The organism is Vibrio rumoiensis, assembly GCF_002218045.2.
Classification (GTDB): Bacteria; Pseudomonadota; Gammaproteobacteria; order Enterobacterales; family Vibrionaceae; genus Vibrio; species Vibrio rumoiensis.
In genome coordinates, this window is record NZ_AP018685.1 from 2,150,263 (window position 1) to 2,166,082 (window position 15,820).

12 protein-coding genes are annotated in these 15,820 nt (G+C 42.0%); 5 read left to right on the top strand and 7 right to left on the bottom strand.

All coding sequences use genetic code 11. The annotated features are described in order from the left end of the window. Nucleotides 1-3: 3 nt before the first annotated feature. Nucleotides 4-342: a trp operon repressor gene (gene trpR, locus VRUMOI_RS09885; protein WP_089138899.1), complete on the bottom strand. Its 339-nt coding sequence runs from the start codon at nucleotides 340-342 to the stop codon at nucleotides 4-6. Nucleotides 343-346: 4 nt separating this feature from the next. Then, nucleotides 347-2,332, bottom strand: coding sequence for a transglycosylase SLT domain-containing protein (locus tag VRUMOI_RS09890; protein ID WP_089138900.1), 1,986 nt, complete (start codon nucleotides 2,330-2,332; stop codon nucleotides 347-349). 213 nt (nucleotides 2,333-2,545) lie between these two features. Here VRUMOI_RS09890 and ettA point away from each other — a divergent pair, with 213 nt between their 5' ends. Both ettA and VRUMOI_RS09900 read left to right on the top strand, forming a co-directional pair. Continuing rightward, entirely contained in the window at nucleotides 2,546-4,213 is a 1,668-nt protein-coding gene (gene ettA / locus VRUMOI_RS09895; protein WP_089138901.1) for an energy-dependent translational throttle protein EttA, read from the top strand. Between the two features lie 214 nt (nucleotides 4,214-4,427). Next, nucleotides 4,428-5,486 carry a M23 family metallopeptidase gene (locus VRUMOI_RS09900; protein ID WP_089138902.1) on the top strand — a complete coding sequence of 353 codons (1,059 nt, stop codon included), beginning with the start codon at nucleotides 4,428-4,430 and terminating at the stop codon, nucleotides 5,484-5,486. 54 nt (nucleotides 5,487-5,540) lie between these two features. On the opposite strand, the gene tyrA is transcribed toward VRUMOI_RS09900, so the two are convergent. Together tyrA and VRUMOI_RS09910 are read right to left on the bottom strand one after the other, a co-directional pair. Further along, nucleotides 5,541-6,671: a bifunctional chorismate mutase/prephenate dehydrogenase gene (gene tyrA / locus VRUMOI_RS09905; protein WP_089138903.1), complete on the bottom strand. Its 1,131-nt coding sequence runs from the start codon at nucleotides 6,669-6,671 to the stop codon at nucleotides 5,541-5,543. A 32-nt stretch (nucleotides 6,672-6,703) separates the two neighbouring features. Beyond that, entirely contained in the window at nucleotides 6,704-7,777 is a 1,074-nt protein-coding gene (locus VRUMOI_RS09910) for a 3-deoxy-7-phosphoheptulonate synthase (protein WP_089138904.1), read from the bottom strand. A gap of 205 nt (nucleotides 7,778-7,982) precedes the next feature. Between VRUMOI_RS09910 and VRUMOI_RS09915 the strand changes: the two genes are divergently transcribed. Further along, a complete protein-coding gene (locus VRUMOI_RS09915) occupies nucleotides 7,983-9,662 on the top strand; it encodes a sensor histidine kinase (protein WP_089138905.1) in 1,680 nt (559 codons plus the stop codon). Between the two features lie 10 nt (nucleotides 9,663-9,672). Continuing rightward, entirely contained in the window at nucleotides 9,673-10,407 is a 735-nt protein-coding gene (gene btsR / locus VRUMOI_RS09920) for a two-component system response regulator BtsR (RefSeq protein WP_089138906.1), read from the top strand. Nucleotides 10,408-10,598: 191 nt separating this feature from the next. On the opposite strand, the gene VRUMOI_RS09925 is transcribed toward btsR, so the two are convergent. After that, nucleotides 10,599-12,065: a RimK family protein gene (locus VRUMOI_RS09925; RefSeq protein WP_089138907.1), complete on the bottom strand. Its 1,467-nt coding sequence runs from the start codon at nucleotides 12,063-12,065 to the stop codon at nucleotides 10,599-10,601. Between the two features lie 104 nt (nucleotides 12,066-12,169). On the opposite strand from VRUMOI_RS09925, the gene VRUMOI_RS09930 reads away from it, so the two are divergent. Beyond that, nucleotides 12,170-13,255, top strand: coding sequence for a GNAT family N-acetyltransferase/peptidase C39 family protein (locus VRUMOI_RS09930; RefSeq protein ID WP_089138940.1), 1,086 nt, complete (start codon nucleotides 12,170-12,172; stop codon nucleotides 13,253-13,255). A gap of 221 nt (nucleotides 13,256-13,476) precedes the next feature. Here the strand turns inward: VRUMOI_RS09930 and VRUMOI_RS09935 are convergent, their stop codons facing one another. Together VRUMOI_RS09935 and VRUMOI_RS09940 are read right to left on the bottom strand one after the other, a co-directional pair. Next, on the bottom strand, nucleotides 13,477-15,261 hold the full coding sequence (locus VRUMOI_RS09935) for a cation:proton antiporter (RefSeq protein ID WP_089138908.1): 1,785 nt from the start codon (nucleotides 15,259-15,261) through the stop codon (nucleotides 13,477-13,479). Nucleotides 15,262-15,381: 120 nt separating this feature from the next. Further along, complete coding sequence (locus tag VRUMOI_RS09940; protein WP_089138909.1) at nucleotides 15,382-15,762, bottom strand: DUF2799 domain-containing protein; 381 nt, start codon at nucleotides 15,760-15,762, stop codon at nucleotides 15,382-15,384. Between the last annotated feature and the right edge of the window lie 58 nt (nucleotides 15,763-15,820).

Below are 15,820 nucleotides of genomic sequence, written 5' to 3' on the forward strand. Positions count from 1 at the left end.
AAGTTAACCTTGATTTGCAGCAGCTTGTAACATAGCTTGCAACTGCTGCTTTTGCTCCGGTTGCAGCTTTTTCAATTCCGATGAACCACGGGTAATCGTCGCGACACCTACCCCTAACATTTGACTAATTTGACGCTGAGAACGCTCACCTTTAATCAGCTCATGTAAGATATTCATACGAGCTAATAGAGCTTCTCGCTCATCATAGGTCAAAAGCATCGACAATAAAAAATCCAACTGTTCTTGCTGACAAGAATGCCCAAGTAGAGACAATACATCTTGCCAATTAACAAACTCAGGTGCCGATTGATCGTTATGGGTTTGCTGCTTTGAATTATCCATCAGACTAATATTTTTCCTTTACTTCTTGAGGGGTTAAAAATGCCCCATCTTGACCAAGTAAGTTTCGATAATACGTTTCAAACATTAAAATATTCTGCACATAGCCACGTGTTTCATCAAAAGGAATCGCCTCAATAAATGAGTAGGCATCAATACTTTGATTAGTACGTGCTCGCCACTGCTTCACACGATGTGGGCCTGCATTATAAGCGGCAAAAGCAAAAATTCTATTGCGATTAAAATCTTCCAACAAGCCACCGAGGTAAGAACTACCTATTTCGATGTTCTTTTGAACATTATAAAGTTCATCCGCATCGTTATAATTTAAATTATACACATCTGCGGTATGTTTCGCGGTAGCAGGCATGATTTGCATGATACCCCTTGCCCCAACTGGTGAGCGCGCTTCAATATCTAATGCACTTTCCTGGCGAGCTAGAGACATTAAAGTAATCAGCGGGACATCATTTTTCTTACTGTAAAAATCAAACCACCAACGGTGGGCAATAGGAAAACGCAAGCTAGTATAGTCCCACATATTGGCCTCAATTGTGGCAACCACAGTGAAATTATGCCAACGTTTATCTGAAGCATATTTGACTAATGCCTTCTTCTCGCTTTGAGTACTATGCCATAACAACCAGCGCCATTCGCTTTTTGCTGCATAAATTTTATCAACCGCAATCATCTCGGCAATACGATCAAGGGCTGGCTGATCTTTCGAAATATCAGGTAATGGTTCATTCAACAACTTACTTTGATAACGAATTGGCTCGCCAAGTAAATTGGCAGCCGCAGCACTGTAAAAATTACGTTGTCCCAACATTTTCTTTAAACGTTGAGTGGCTTGTTCATCTTTACCTTGAGAATACTCAACTCGTGCTAACCAATATTGCCAACGAAGCGTCTTTTGATCATATTCAGGCAGTTTACTTATCCAATGAGCTAAATCATTCCAATCACCATTTTGAATGGCAATACGGGCACGTCTCTCCAGGCGAGAAGGTACCCCTTGTTTATCCAGCATTTGATCGCGCCATGTGGCTAATTTGTCGGAATCAGTATTCATTAACCAAGCACTGGCATAGTTGGATAGTTCAACCTGAGCGGATTGAGGGATCTTTTGGCCTTTCATTACCTGATCGTAATACTCCACAGCTTGAGCAGTATTTTTACGAATTAGCATTCTAAATGCATATTCCGTTAATTGCTGATTGAATGGCGTAATTTTCGACTTTTGACTGAATGACAGTACATCACTAGGATCGGCATACAAGGCTTGTAAATCTTTAGATTGACGTTTTGCTTCATCGCTAACCAGCATATTATCTAAATAGGTAAATAAACCAGAATTAGACGATTTAAACCCCAATAGCATGCGCTGTAAAACCATATCGTCATTTCGTAATCCAGCTTTTGTCCACTCATCAAACAGAGGATCACAAGCCGACGACACACTACTCCCTGTTAACCATAAATCTTGAGCGCCTTTATAGGCCAACTCTTTTTCACCTTGTGTCCACTTGGCAAAATAGTAATAACAACGATATTTTTGATCTCTAGGTTCTTCGGTTTGATATTCCGTTATCCGTTTCCATTGATTCGTTTTGGCTAGTGCATCAAGGTAATTCGCTCTTACGCGAGCTGAAAATGGAAACGATTGAAATTTTTCGGTAAAACCATTCACTTCTTTCGGTGTTCTATGCTCGATATCCGTCAAAAAAGCTCGGTAGTCAACATAAGGAGTTAAAGGATAGCTAGCAATTTGCGGTCGAATCACTTGATACCCCTCCACATCATCTTTATCAAGCAAGTCTTGAGCTTGTTCATAAACCTGTCTTTGGATCTCGAGTGGTGATAACGCTTTGTCTGTTGAATTAGACACTTTCACCTGAGTTTCACTAATTGGCTGAGCGATAACATAAGCGGCAGAAAATATTGCGCTGACCGATACAACACAGAGGAATAGAGTCTTTTTACAATTCAGCATGAATTTCAAACTTCCCTAATGATGAGTTCACAAATACTGTGAAACAATAAATATTTATGTTTTTTAATCTCTTAGCTTAATCATTGTCGCCAAAGCAAGCCTCAAAATTCCTCAGCATAATAACCTTGTTTACATTCATCTAGTGTGAATCTTATGTGAGAAAGAGTAAACTAACGTTTTCAATTTATTCTAAAGAATAGGATCCGAGCGGCTATGGCTGAATACGTCTATACCATGTCTCGCGTGAGCAAAATTGTGCCACCGAAACGTCAAATATTGAAAGATATCTCACTAAGCTTTTTTCCTGGTGCCAAAATTGGTGTTTTAGGCCTTAATGGCGCTGGTAAATCCACCCTATTACGTATCATGGCAGGTATTGATACCGATATTGATGGTGAAGCCCGTCCTCAACCCGGCCTTAATATTGGCTACCTTCCTCAAGAACCTGTACTCGATGAATCAAAAACCGTACGTGAAATTGTAGAAGAAGCAGTGGCAGATGTCGCGGATGCACTGAAACGAATTGATGCCGTTTATGCTGCCTACGCAGAACCGGATGCCGATTTTGATGCGTTAGCGAAAGAGCAAGGCGAACTAGAAGCTTTAATTCAAGCGAAAGATGGTCACAACCTAGAAAATGCACTCGAGCGTGCCGCGGATGCACTTCGTCTTCCTGAGTGGGATGCCAAAATTGAACACCTTTCAGGTGGTGAACGTCGCCGTGTGGCTATTTGTCGCCTGTTACTTGAAAAACCAGACATGTTGCTACTTGATGAGCCAACCAACCACTTGGATGCTGAATCTGTCGCTTGGCTTGAGCACTTCCTCGTTGATTACAGCGGTACTGTGGTAGCAATTACCCACGACCGTTACTTCCTTGATAATGCAGCGGGTTGGATTCTAGAGCTTGACCGTGGTGAAGGTATTCCATGGGAAGGTAACTACACCTCATGGTTAGAGCAAAAAGATGAGCGTTTAGCGCAAGAAGCATCAGCTGAAAATGCTCGTAAAAAGACCATTGAAAAAGAGTTAGAGTGGGTTCGTCAAAATCCGAAAGGTCGCCAAGCGAAATCAAAAGCTCGTATGGCGCGCTTTGAAGAACTTAACAAATCTGATCACCAAAAACGTAACGAAACCAATGAGCTGTTTATTCCGCCGGGCGAGCGTTTAGGTGACAAGGTTCTTGAAGTAAACAACTTAACGAAATCATTCGGTGATCGCGTTCTGATTGATAACTTATCTTTCAGCATGCCTAAAGGCGCTATCGTTGGTATCGTCGGTGCTAACGGCGCGGGTAAATCAACCCTATTCAAAATGTTAAGTGGGACAGAACAACCGGATTCAGGCACCATTGAACTAGGTGAAACCGTGAAGCTGGCTTCCGTTGATCAGTTCCGTGACAGCATGAATGATAGCAACACGGTATTCCAAGAAATCTCGGAAGGCGCTGATATCATCAAGATCAACAACTTTGAAATTCCAGCGCGTGCTTACTGCTCTCGCTTTAACTTCCGTGGTGTTGATCAACAAAAACGTATTGGCGAGCTTTCTGGTGGTGAACGTAACCGTGTTCACTTAGCCAAGCTACTCAAAGCGGGCGGTAACGTATTACTACTCGATGAACCGACCAATGACTTGGACGTGGAAACATTACGTGCCCTTGAAGAAGCATTACTTGAGTTCCCAGGGTGTGCCATGGTTATCTCGCATGACCGTTGGTTCCTAGACCGTATCGCAACACACATTCTCGATTACCGTGATGAAGGCCAAGTGAACTTCTACGAAGGTAACTACACCGAATACAGCGAATGGTTGAAGCAAACACTCGGCGCAGCGGCTGCTGAACCTCACCGCATCAAATATAAGCGTGTGACTAAGTAGTGACTAGCTAGTATCGCTTATCAATGACATCGGAATACCCAAGTAACCTAAAGCCATTACTCTCACGTTATGGCTTTATTTTTTATTGATTGCTCCCTAGTTTTAAAATGAGAACAGCGCTGTAAATTTTATCGCTTAATCAAGTCCAACCTTTTCCCATTAAACAAATTACTGTAGACCATAAGCTAACCCAATTTTTAACTTTGTGTGCCTTATGCCTGACTTCGATTCCACATTGCCGCCCCCTCTACACTCTCGTATTACCGCAAAGCGCGAACAGAGTATTTGGCCTATGATGATCTTTAAGCTCATAGCAGGTCAAAAGCTATTTAAAACACTCGTTGTTTTTTCAATTTTCTTTTTATTTTCAACTTCATGGGTAGTCATTAGTCAGTGGCAAAATAGCCGTCATCAACTCGACACCCTTAATCAAGAATTACAACACTACAAAGTTTTATATCAACAACAACTTACAACCAATAAAAATCTGCAAGGCTCTTTACAAGAACAAGATGAAGCAGAAGTTCTGAACAATAATTCTCTCACTTCTTCAATCAATTTCGATCAAGCGCTCGTTGCAATAGATAATTCAGGAGAGATTACCTCCCCTCTTGCTCCAGCTATTGAAGCCAGCTTGTTTCGCATGATCCCCAATGATATTCCGGTCAACTACCACCGAATTTCTTCGCCTTATGGAGAACGACTTCATCCCATTAGCGGTAAATGGAAACGACATCTAGGAATGGATTTAACCTGCCCACTTGGTACTCCTATCTTTGCAACTGCCGATGGCGTCATAGAGATGACCCGAGCTAGTAATCAAGGTTACGGTAATTTATTAAAAATTCGCCATGCATTTGGTTTCTCCACTCTTTACGCCCACTTAAACCAGTTCGCAGTCAAACCAGGACAGTTTGTCGAAAAAGGTGACCGAGTTGGATTTTGTGGCAGTACTGGTAATTCGACGGGTTCACATTTGCATTACGAAGTTCGCTTTATTGGTAAAACCTTAGATCCGCAAGATTTTATGCAATGGCAACCTGAAAACATTGAGCAACTCTTTAACCAGCAATCATACGTACCTTGGGCAAACCTGATTCAGCAGCTTAATCGCACGATTAACTTACAGCTATTACTGGCCATAACCAATAAACCGCCAATTAATGTTTTAAATAAATCAAGTACATTCACCAGACAAGACAATCTAAAGAGAAAAGAAGGATTACAAGATTTTGGGATAGAGGATGATGGTTGGGTAACGGTAAAAGACTAATGAGCCTTCTCTATCAATAAAAGAAGGCTCCAATCATATCTAGCTAGAAAGTGCTTATTTACCTCGATGCATAGCATCATTGGCTTGTTTGAGTAAGTTCTGGCTTTCACGCATAAATTGTTGAGAGTAATCGCCATACCACTCGGATACCGAATTAAACTGCTTCACAAATTCAGCTTTATTACGATGATCCAAGATCTCAATTGCTTCACCAAAGTGTTGATGGAAACGTTTGATCATATCGATATTACGCTGTGACGACATAATAATATCGCCGTACAAGTCAGGATCCTGCGCAAACAGACGGCCAACCATTGCGAGCTCTAAACGATAAATCGGCGAACTAAGCTGCACTAAGGTATCAAGATTTGGGTTTTCTTTCGATAAATGCAAGCCATAGGCAAAAGAAGTGAAGTGGCGCAACGCTTGGATCAGCGTCATTCCATTATCATGCTCATCAGCGTCAATCGCACAAATACTCGCGCCCCAAATTTCAAATTGCTTCAGTAACCATTGGTAAGCTTCAGGCTCGCGACCATCACTACAAATAATCACCTGCTTAGCCATGCTTGGAATATCTGGACCAAACATCGGGTGTAAGCCAACTACAGGGCCTGAATGGGCTTCGAGCATCGCAGATAAAGGCTCTGCTTTAATCGATGTTAAATCACATAAAATACAATCGTCAGGTAGTTTAGGTAACTTTTTAATCACCGAGTCGGTTAAGTGGATCGGCACGCTCACCACCACCATACCGGCCTCTTTTACTAATTCTTCAGCACGATCCCAATCTTGACTGCCCAGAACATTAACCTGGTAGCCTGAAAGATCAAACATGCGCTTAAATAAACCACCTAATTGGCCATTACCACCGACAATCACAATAGAGCGCAATTCTGGATTTAAGCATTTAAAACCAGAGTCTTTTTCGCTCGCGTAAGACTCACGCATCGTGCGGCGCAGAATATCTTCAATCAGTTGCGGCGGGACGCCACGTTTTTCTGCTTCTTCACGACGAGATGCCAACATTGCGGCTTCACGATCCGGTGCGTAAATCGGCAAACCATGTTTACTTTTTACTTCGCCGACCTTCTCGACCAAAGACAAACGTTGAGCCAAAAGCTCAACGATTTGTTTGTCCACCGCGTCAATTTGATCTCTTAATTCATTTAATTCAACGGCCATTTTACTTCCTACTAAAATGCAATCGTCTTACTCTACCCTTTTAAACGGTTTTGTAAAAACGGAACTAATTCTTTATGTGCATGACGTAACAAGGTTTCAGTAGTATCCCAGCTAATACAAGCATCAGTAATCGATACCCCGTATTGCATTTCAGACAGTGGGATATCAGAACCTTGGTTGCCTTCATTAATATGGCTTTCAATCATTAGGCCAATAATCGACTTATTACCTTCGCGAATTTGGTGAATCACATCTTCTGCAACTAATGGCTGGCGACGGTAATCTTTACGAGAGTTTGCATGGCTACAATCCACCATCAATGCAGCATCTAATCCATGTTTTGCCATCTCTTGTTCACATTCATTCACCGAGACTGAATCGTAATTGGTTTGCTTACCGCCACGTAGAATTACATGACCGTTGGCATTACCTTGGGTTGTCAATAGTGCCACTTGACCATCACTATCAATCCCCATAAAACGATGGCTAGAAGAAGCGGCTTGCATCGCATTAATGGCGGTGCCTAAACTGCCATCAGTACCATTTTTAAAGCCAACTGGAACCGATAAACCACTGGCCATTTCACGGTGAGTTTGAGATTCAGTAGTACGCGCACCAATCGCTGCCCAGCTGAATGTATCGCCAAGGTATTGTGGGCTAATAGGATCGAGCGCTTCGGTTGCCAATGGGATTTCCATTTCGGCTAAATCGACCAATAACTGACGAGCAAGATGCAAACCTTGTTCAATATCGAATGAGTTATCTAAGTGTGGATCGTTAATCAAACCTTTCCAACCCACTGTGGTGCGTGGTTTTTCAAAGTACACACGCATCACTAAGTAAATTTGATCATCTAATTGAGTCGATAATGCTTTTAGGCGTTTCGCGTACTCTTTTGCCGCATCAATGTCATGAATCGAACATGGTCCACAAACAACCAATAAACGATGATCTTTCTTATGTATAATGTTAGAAATAGTTTGGCGTGATGATTGGATAAACTGACGAGCATGATCGCTTAATGGAATTTTCTTTTTCAATTCGTTTGGCGTGATGATGACTTGTTCATCGCTGATGTTGATATTGCTTAATTCGCTTTTGTACATAACTTCACCTGTAAATTTTTTAATACACCTGATACCTGAGCCAACTATCAGCGTTTGATGAACCCAAATTAACAGTATTAACAAAGTTTGCAACCATGGATACGCCAAAAATCACCACACGCGCAACTGTAAACAAAATAGAACACGTGTATTTTTATATTTACAAATAGACATACTGTCAATTCAAGCCAATGAACTAGGTACTATGGATTTAATACTTTCCTTGCTTCAACAAATGTGTGTTTACCTAGTACTGGCTTACATGCTAAGTAAAACGCCGATCTTTTTACCTTTACTCAATATTTCTTCCCGCTTATCTCATAAGTTTAGCTGCTATGTCTTATTTTCACTCTTTTGCATTATGGGGACTTACTTTGGCTTACATATCAATGATGCGATAGCCAACACTCGAGCGATTGGCGCTGTCATGGGCGGCTTATTTGGCGGTCCGATTGTTGGCTTTGCAGTTGGCTTTACTGGCGGGATGCATCGCTATAGTTTAGGTGGATTCACCGATGTAGCTTGTGCAATATCCACTACCGCAGAAGGATTAATTGGTGGACTACTTCACTTATACTTGGTAAGAAAAGATAAAGCGGAACAACTATTTAATCCTATTATCGTACTGGCGATTACCTTTGTGGCAGAAGCCACTCAAATGCTGATCATCATTTCGGTTGCCAAACCTTTTGATCAAGCTTATGCCCTAGTCTCGAATATCGCTGCACCAATGATCATTGCTAACTGTGTTGGGGCTGCGCTGTTTGTCAGTATTTTGCAGGATCGAAAAACCATTTATGAAAAATACTCAGCTACCTTTTCTCGCCGAGCTTTAACAATTGCTGAGCGCAGTGTGGGTATTTGGAGTTCGGGCTTTAACTCAACCAATGCTGAAAAAATTGTCCGCATCATTTATGAAGAAACCAATGTTGGCGCGGTCGCGATCACCGATAAAGATAAAATTTTGGCTTTCATTGGCCTGGGCGATGATCACCACAAACCAAATACTCCAATCTCTTCCGATTGCACTATTCGAGCAATGGAATTGAACCGAGTGATGTATCTAGATGGACGAGAAACGCCTTACCAATGCTCATTATCGCCAAGCTGTAAATTAGGCTCCGTTTTAGTGATCCCATTAAGAGCCGGTAAAGAAGTGATCGGCACCATTAAGCTTTATGAGCCAAAGCGAAAACTACTGTCTAATATTAACCGTTCAATGGGTGAAGGGATTGCTCAACTACTCTCTAGTCAAATTCTATATAACGATTTTCAACGTCAACAAGCGTTATTGAGCCAGGCTGAAATCAAATTATTACAAGCTCAAGTAAACCCGCACTTTTTATTTAATGCGCTCAATACCATCAGCGCCATAATTCGTCGTGATCCCGCGAAAGCCCGCGAACTCATTCAGCATCTTTCGCATTTCTTTAGAAGTAACTTAAAACAGAATATAGAAACCGTGACTTTCAAAGAAGAATTGGCGCATGTAAATGCTTACCTCACCATAGAAAAAGCCCGCTTTACCGACCGTTTAGAAGTGGAAATCAATATTGATGAGGCATTACTTGAAAAATCTTTACCGAGTTTTACGCTGCAACCTCTGGTTGAAAATGCGATTAAACACGGAATTTCGAATAAACTTGAAGGTGGCAAAATCCGGATTGTGAGCCAGCAAAGCTCCCTAGGATATCGGATCGTTGTTGAAGATAATGCAGGGAGCTTTATTCCGCCACAACCCGGGCATGAAGGTCTAGGAATGGAGATTGTGGATAAACGCTTGACCAATTACTTTGGTTCAACCGCAGCACTACAAACTCACTGCCATAAAGATCATTTTACCCGCATGAGTTTTTTGATCCCTTACGAAAAAATTGGTCAATAAAGGATAATCAATGCTAACAGCAATCGTCATTGATGATGAACTCTTCGCTCGCGAGGAACTAACAGAGTTATTACAAGAAACCGGTCAGGTAGAAGTTATCGCTCAAGCCAGTAATGCTATTGAAGGCTTAAAGCAGATCAACAATTTAAAACCTGAAGCGGTGTTTGTTGACATTCAAATGCCGCAAATTAGTGGCATTGAATTACTCGGTATGCTTGATCCCGATACCATGCCACACGTTATTTTTGTCACCGCATTTGACCAATATGCGATTCAAGCATTCGAAGATAATGCCTTTGACTACTTATTAAAACCGGTCGATCCCAAACGTCTTGATAAAAGCATTCAACGTTTACTCAAAGCCAGACAAAATAAAGAGGCGCTGCACACTCAAGCGCAAATTGAGGCTCTCACGCCTAAACGCTTGCAACAAGTGCCTTGCATGGGGCACAACCGGATCATGATCATTCCACTACAAGAAATTGAATCTGCGTTTAGCGATCTTTCTGGTGTACATATTCAAACGGCTCAGCAAACCGCTACCAGCCAGTTAACCCTCAAAACACTAGAAGAGAAAACCGAATTACTACGCTGCCATCGACAGTATTTGATCAACACTCAAAAGATCAAAGAGATCAAACTACTCGATAACGGTTTAGGGGAAGTGATCACTCAAAGTGGCCAAGTGGTTCCCATTAGCCGACGCTATTTGAAACCACTAAAAGAAGAATTGGGAATAGTGTAAAAAGGTTCCTAGTAACGAGTTCCTAGATTCGCTTCGCTGCTAGAAAGAGCATAGTAGTTACGAGTAGTGAGAACGCTTCGCTTAGTGTTGCGAGGAAAGCTTTCCATGCTATCCGAAAAATGTTTCTCGGTACTCGTGGCTCGACAGTGCTTTCGAGCCACGAGAAGCGAAGCGCCCTAGTAACAGAAGCGCTAAAAACCCCTCAACTGAATACGGCGTAAAAACTCGGTCATAATACGATCGTACAGCAAATCACCTAACCATAGGTCTTCCACTTTATTATCAATGCTTGGGTTATCGTTCACTTCAATCACGTACACTTGACCATCAATTTCTTTTAGATCAACACCGTATAGGCCAGAACCAATCAAGTTGGCTGCTTTAACTGCCGTATCCACTACGTTCTTTGGTACTTGTTTTAAATCTAGCGTATCAAAGCCACCAGACGTGGTGCGCCCACTGTTATGATGCTGATAAATCTGCCAGTGACCTCGGCTCATGTGATAACGACAGGCATAAATGGCTTGTCGATTCATCACTCCAATTCGCCAGTCAAAATCGGTTGGCATAAAGGCTTGCGCTAAAATCAAAGCACTTTTATCAAACAGTGCTTGGGCTTTTTCCTCAAGCGAGGTTTCATCGGTAACTTTCACCACCCCAACCGAGAATGCCCCATCTGGAATTTTCAGCACTAAAGGCAAAGACATGTGTTCCAGCAAATTCTTTTTCCAATCAGGATCGAAGCTACGCAAAATCATCGACTTTGGTGCAGGTACATTATGTCTATCCAATAGCTCTGTCAGGAAGACTTTATTGGTGCATTTCATGATCGATTCAGGATCATCCATCACCACTAAACCTAGCTTTTCTGCTCGTTTGGCGAAACGATAAGTAAAGTTGCTGATATTGGTAGTCGCACGAATAAATAAGCCATCAAATTCACTCAAACGCGAAAAGTCATCCGCGGTAATGGTTTGTAAACTCATCCCTAAGCGATTGGCCGCTTTCTTAAAACGATTAAGCGCCACCGAATCCGATGGTGGCATTTTTTCTTCAGGATCCACCAGCATCGCAATGTCATAACGATACTGCTTGCTTGGTTTCGGAGAAGCACGCCAAACTTTATTGGAGAATAACTCTAACGACTGAGCAAACACATCTTGCTCTTCATTGTTCAAATCTTGAAATGGAAAAGGGACCACTTTTGCTAGTTGCCAGTGCTTACCATGCTTTTTCAATTCGATATCTAAAACAGGGATCATAAAGTGTTCAAATAATCGACGAGCGACTTTTTCCAATCCTTTAATATTCGTGCGGCCAAAATACACTTTACCAGCCACTTGTTCAGCATCGCCAAAATACTTGTTAAGATCTTGTTCAGGAAGAGAAATCACAAATGGTTGATTAACGTCATTAATCGCCATCACTCTAGGAATAACCCTATGCCCGCGCGCTTCAGCTAATAGTGAACAATAATAGCCATTACTCATATAGCCGTAATCACGACATAAATTCAGTACTTGGACACTTTTATGCTTTTCTGATTTATCCGATAAGAAGCTAGGTTGAAGGTACTGATCAACCGTCACAACTTGGTCAGAAGGAAAGTACTGACGCCAGTCGCTGTCTTTATCCGTTACAATAACAAAATTTGCCATGAATCCATTTTCCTCTAGCAAAAAAACAATTTGTCGTATCTAATCATTAAGCCGTGATCGGAAGTAAGACACGCGCCATGATCATTATTAAGTGGGGCACTAAGATGGAATTTCGCCGAGCAACGTTACAAGATTTACCCGCTTTAATTGAATTAGAAAGCAAAGTATTCAGCAGTGATACCATTGCACCAAGACAAATGAAACGCTTTATACTGTCTCAGCATAGCATGGTATTTATAGCTCAACAGCAGCAACAACTAGCCGGTTATGCACTTCTCCTTTTCCATCAAGGAACACAGCTGTCTCGTCTCTATTCTATAGCAGTTAACCCAGCATTTCGTGGGCAACAAATTGCTCAGCAACTGGTTGAAATTTGCGAACAATCTGCTTTAGAACAAGGTTCCACAACATTACGCCTAGAAGTCAGAAATGACAATATTGCGGCCAAGAATTTATATCAAAAACTCGGCTATAAACCCTTAAAGGTTCTGATTCATTACTACGATGATTTAGCCGATGGCATTCGTATGCAAAAGCGCTTAACCGCCAGCCAGCCTAAAACCTTACTGCCGATGCCGTTGTATATTCAAACGACCCCTTTTACCTGTGGCGCGGCTTGTTTGTTAATGGCCTTTGCTACCTTAGACAAACAATTTGAACTCGGACGTAAGGAAGAATTACAACTCTGGCGAGAAGCCACCACCATTTTTATGGCGGGAGGTCATGGTGGTTGCAGTGGACATGGTTTAGCCCTTGCCGCGAAAAAACGTGGCTTTGATGTTGAGCTATGGACTCAATCACAATCGACGCCTTTTATTGATAGCGTACGAGATCCCAATAAAAAAGAAGTGATTGAAATTGTTCATCAAGATTTCTGCCAACAAGCGGATGAACTGGGTATTACAACGATCAGCGCACCACCCAGTACCGAACAACTTGAACAATGGATTGAGCAAGGAAAGTGTGTATTACTGCTGATCAGCACTTATCGCTTTAATGGTTATAAAGAACCACATTGGATTATTTTATCGGGTATGAATGAACAATTTTTCTTTATTCATGATCCACACAGCGATCGGGAAAACGATGTCGCCTCCTCAGCATCAATTCCGGTGAGCAAAGCCAGCCTAGGGCAGATTATTGGATTTGGTAAACAAAAACATACCGCCTGTGTGGTAGTCAGTACCTAGTCTCGAGTTCCTAGATTCGCTTCGCTGCTAGAAAGAGCATGGTAGTTACGAGTAGCGTGAACGCTGCGCTTCGTGTTGCGAGTAAACGCTTTTTCGCGCGACTCACAACACGAAACTCGTCACTTCTTTTTCTTTTCGGCTCCCGAGCAGAGCGTCCCCTTGACTAGTCACACTCTTTTCGAGCCACGAAAAGTGAAGCGCTCTAGCAACGAGATTCGAATCTATTCTTTAATCAAACTCACCACCGTCCAACCAGCTTCCGTGGTATGAGTACTGTCATTCGATAAAATGTGAATATTACCTTTAGGATCGACGGTAAACAGCGATAAACGGTGCCCATCCACATATTTCATCACATAATCTTGCCACTTAAATTCAGCGGTTAGTTTAGTGTGTTTGATCTCGGCTCCTTGATTAATCAGACTCGCCAATTTTTTATAACTAACATCATCACCAAATAAAGTTCGGCCATGCTTTTCTTCAACTAAACGATGTTTCTCATGTTCGTTGTCTTTATTTTTGCCATTCAAGAAAAACACTCGGCGCTCACCAAATTCGGCCATAAAGTATTTAGCGACCACCACATTGAAGTGTTTATCGGGCGTCACCGCAATCAAGTTACCAATACCAATTAAATCTAAATATTCCGCTGCGTGACTAGAGATTGGATTCCCATAGTAGGTTTCTAAACCTTGCATACGCGCTTTACGAATGTACTCCCAGTTTGAATCGGTGATAATGATTCGATAGCCGTACTTTTGTAAGGCAGTAGCTAAGGTTCGCCCCACATCGTTCGCGCCTACAATCAGGAATCCTTTTGGTGAAGGCTCGGATAAACTCAGCGTATTGGCTAGTGGTCTCGCGGTAATACTTTGTAGCACCACAGTTCCAACAATCACCATAAAAGTGAGAGGCACTAATAAACTGGCACCTTCTACTCCCGCTTCTACCAATTTAATCGCAAACAGGGATGAGATAGAGGCCGCAACAATGCCTCGTGGCGCCACCCAAGCAATAAAGAGTTTTTCTTTAACACTGAGGCTACTGCCGATAGTGGCAATAAAGATCGCAATAGGACGTGAGAATAGCTGTATTGCGGCAAATAAAAGTGCAGCTGCGACGCCTAAAGTGGCAAAATCGGCCAATTCCATCCGAGCGGATAGCATTAAAAACAAACCGGAAATCAGTAAAATCGTTAGGTTTTCTTTAAAATGCAGAATATTTTGGATCTTGACGTCTTTGGCATTAGCAAGCCACATCCCCATCACGGTGACGGCTAATAAGCCCGATTCAGATTCCAACGCATTGGAAACCGCAAACACGCCTAACACTAAGGTTAATACCGCAAATGGCTGTAAATATTCCGGTAATAAACGACGTCTTAGTATCTGCGCCAATAACATTCCGGCAATACCACCGAGTACGATGCCGAGCAATAAGATCAAACCAAACACATGCAAACTGTGCATCTTGCTACTCGAGACAATAAACTCATACACAATCACGATAAATAATGCGCCGATAGGATCGATTAAAATCCCTTCCCAACGCAATATATTGGCAAGCTTAGATTTTGGTCTTACCGTTCGCAATAATGGCACAACCACCGTAGGACCTGTGACTACCGTTAAACTGCCAAACAACAACGCCAACGGCCAACTAAAATCAAGCAAATAGAATGTGAAAACACTGGTTAGCGCCCAAGTAATCAACGCCCCAATCGTGACAATATTAATGACGGTTCGGTTTACTTCTCGAATCTCTTTAAGATTAAGGGTCAAACTGCCTTCAAATAAAATCACCGCAACAGCAAGTGATATTAGGGGAAAGAGCAATTCGCCAAACATTTCATTCGGCTGAAAAATATGAGTAATCGGGCCAATAATAAAACCAGCAATCAGTAAAAATAAGATAGCCGGTAATTTCATTCGCCATGCAAGCCATTGGCAACCTAACCCTACTAGCCCTACAGCGGCGAGCATTAAACCTAGATCTTCAGTGAGCATCGAACATGATACCTATTGGTCAATTGGTGGTGAATAGAATCATAACGAGTGAAAGGCACCGCCCCCTTCTGCACTAATCATGACAGGGAGATACCTTCGATAAATGAGTGAGTTAATCCGCTATTTATTCAACTGGCTATCATTCCAACCACGTTGCCACTCCATACGAAATTTTTGTGAATCAGGCGTCCCTTCACATACACCTTCATAATAATTACCGCTTAAACCAATTTGGTAAGCATGGTTAGGATTACAATATTCTTTAATACCCTTCATGTAGCCATCGGCATAATCATTGACATTAACGGTACCATAATCTTTAAAATCTGACGCAGTACGATGCTGCTTACCTTTAATACCATCGGAGTACCCAACCGCATTCCAATCCCCAGCTTTGGCATAATCTTCCGATGTGTTTGCACAAGCCGCTAATAAAATAAGCCCACCGATTGAGAACGCAGCTTTCGTCCATTTCTTTAATTGAATTTGTTGAGTTTTCATTTATTCCCTCTATTGGCCGTTACCGATTTATCACAACTATTACACAGGTCACATTTAA